This window comes from Kocuria nitroreducens (assembly GCF_042879195.1).
GTDB classification, from domain to species: Bacteria; Actinomycetota; Actinomycetes; order Actinomycetales; family Micrococcaceae; genus Kocuria; species Kocuria nitroreducens.
The window spans coordinates 1-1,642 of the sequence record NZ_JBHZTC010000063.1; the positions used below are offsets into that span (position 1 = coordinate 1).

Here is a 1,642-nt window from a genome sequence, read left to right on the forward strand (position 1 = left end):
AGCCTGGATGCGCCGACGTTGATTTTCTTGTGAGCTGATCGGGATCAGTTCATCGATTTCTAGTCTTGGGTGTGCGGGGTCCGCCGGTCTGCCCGGCCTTTCCACTGGGGTTCCTTCTCGTGCGGTCAGGGGAGGGTCGTCAGGCGATTGCGGTAGCGGTTCCGTGGGCGTGGTCGAAGAGGTTCTCCCAGGCGCTCTGCCAGGGCCAGGCGGTGGGCAGGTGCAACCGCCACTTCCGGGCGTGGTTGGCCACCCGCGCCGGCACCTGGATGAGCTGGGTGCGGATCGTGGCCGCGCGGGCCCGTCCGTGCCGGTTGGAGGCGATGACTCCGGCGGCGCGGGTGAGGTTGAAGGCCATGGCCGCGCACACCAGCCAGGCGGCGTTGGCGGTGAACACCCCGGACGGCAGGTGCGCCAGCGGCCCCGCCTTCAGATCGGCGATGACCTGTTCGACGATCGCGTGGTCACGGTGGGAGGCCTCGGCTTCGAGCATGCTCAGGGGCGAGTCGGTGAACACCGCGTGATGCCGGTAGGCAGCCAGCAGCTCGTCCTGCCCGGCCCGGGCTTGGTGGACGTTGAGGCGCCTGACCCGGCGCACGATCAATCGCGCCGACACGTGCTCAGCCTTCCTCCTCGAGGTGAACGCGGTGTAGGGAATCTCGGCGACCTCGGCATCAGAGATCCACCGGCCCTCCTGCTCGTCGAAGATCGCGTTGGGGTACTGGATCGCAGTCCAGGCATCGGCAGGGATCCGACTGATCGCCGCGACCACGGCCGGATCCATCCGGGCTGTCAAGGAGAAGCGCGCCCCCGCTGCACGGGCGGCGGCGACCGCGCCGTGGTTGTAGTAGGCGCTGTCGGCGCGCACTGTGATCGTGCCGGTGGCCCCAGCCTTCTTCGCGGTGGCCAGACTCTCGGTAATCATCTTCGGTGCTCCGTGTGCGGAAGCCGCCGAGCCCCGCCGCAGCCTCGTGCCGAGGATCACCGGCGCCGCGGTCGGGGTCGACATCGTCGCCAGCTGCGCGTTGAGTCCCCGCACCCCGGAGTACCCGTATCCCGTGCCCTGCTTGGCGTACCCGTGGGTCTCACGGATGGTGTCGTCGACGTCGAGGTAGGCAACCTGATCGGCTCCGGCCACCAGACCCGGAACCCGGCCCGTGAGGTCGGCCAGGAAGCGGGAGGCGACCGCGTCGAGCTGGCGGACGTGGCCGAAGGTGTAGGCCCGCAGATGCGTGCCCAACGTGGTCGGGGCCCGCACCCCGGTGAAGAGCCGGCCCATGCCACCGTGGCGCAGCAGGCCCATGTCGGTGATGCTGTCGGCCCCGGCGACCATCCCCGCCACCAGCGCCGGGATCTTCGCGGCCGCGTTCGCACCGGCCGGACCCGGTACCGTCACACGCTCGGCGATCAACTGGTGCAACCCGGTCTCCTCGGCCAGACCCAGCACCGGGAGCAGCCCGGCGGTGGACACGAGATTGGGGTCATCGAAATCGGCCGAGAAGCTGTGAGAAACTCGCACTACCGGGTGCTCCTGTTGCTGTGTGGATCGGAACCTTAGACAAGTCCCATCCTCACTGGTCACAGGAGCATTCGTCTGTCACGGCCCGCCCGCCGCGCCCCTCAACATCGGCGGATCCAGGCT

The 1,642-nt window shown here is 68.8% G+C and carries 1 protein-coding gene; it reads right to left on the minus strand.

Translation table 11 applies throughout. The features are described 5' to 3' along the window. Positions 1–139 precede the first annotated feature (139 nt). The gene (locus ACFYE1_RS17345) at positions 140–1,519 is read right to left on the minus strand and encodes an IS1380 family transposase (protein ID WP_387745759.1); all 1,380 of its coding nucleotides are present in this window, start codon (positions 1,517–1,519) and stop codon (positions 140–142) included. Between the last annotated feature and the right edge of the window lie 123 nt (positions 1,520–1,642).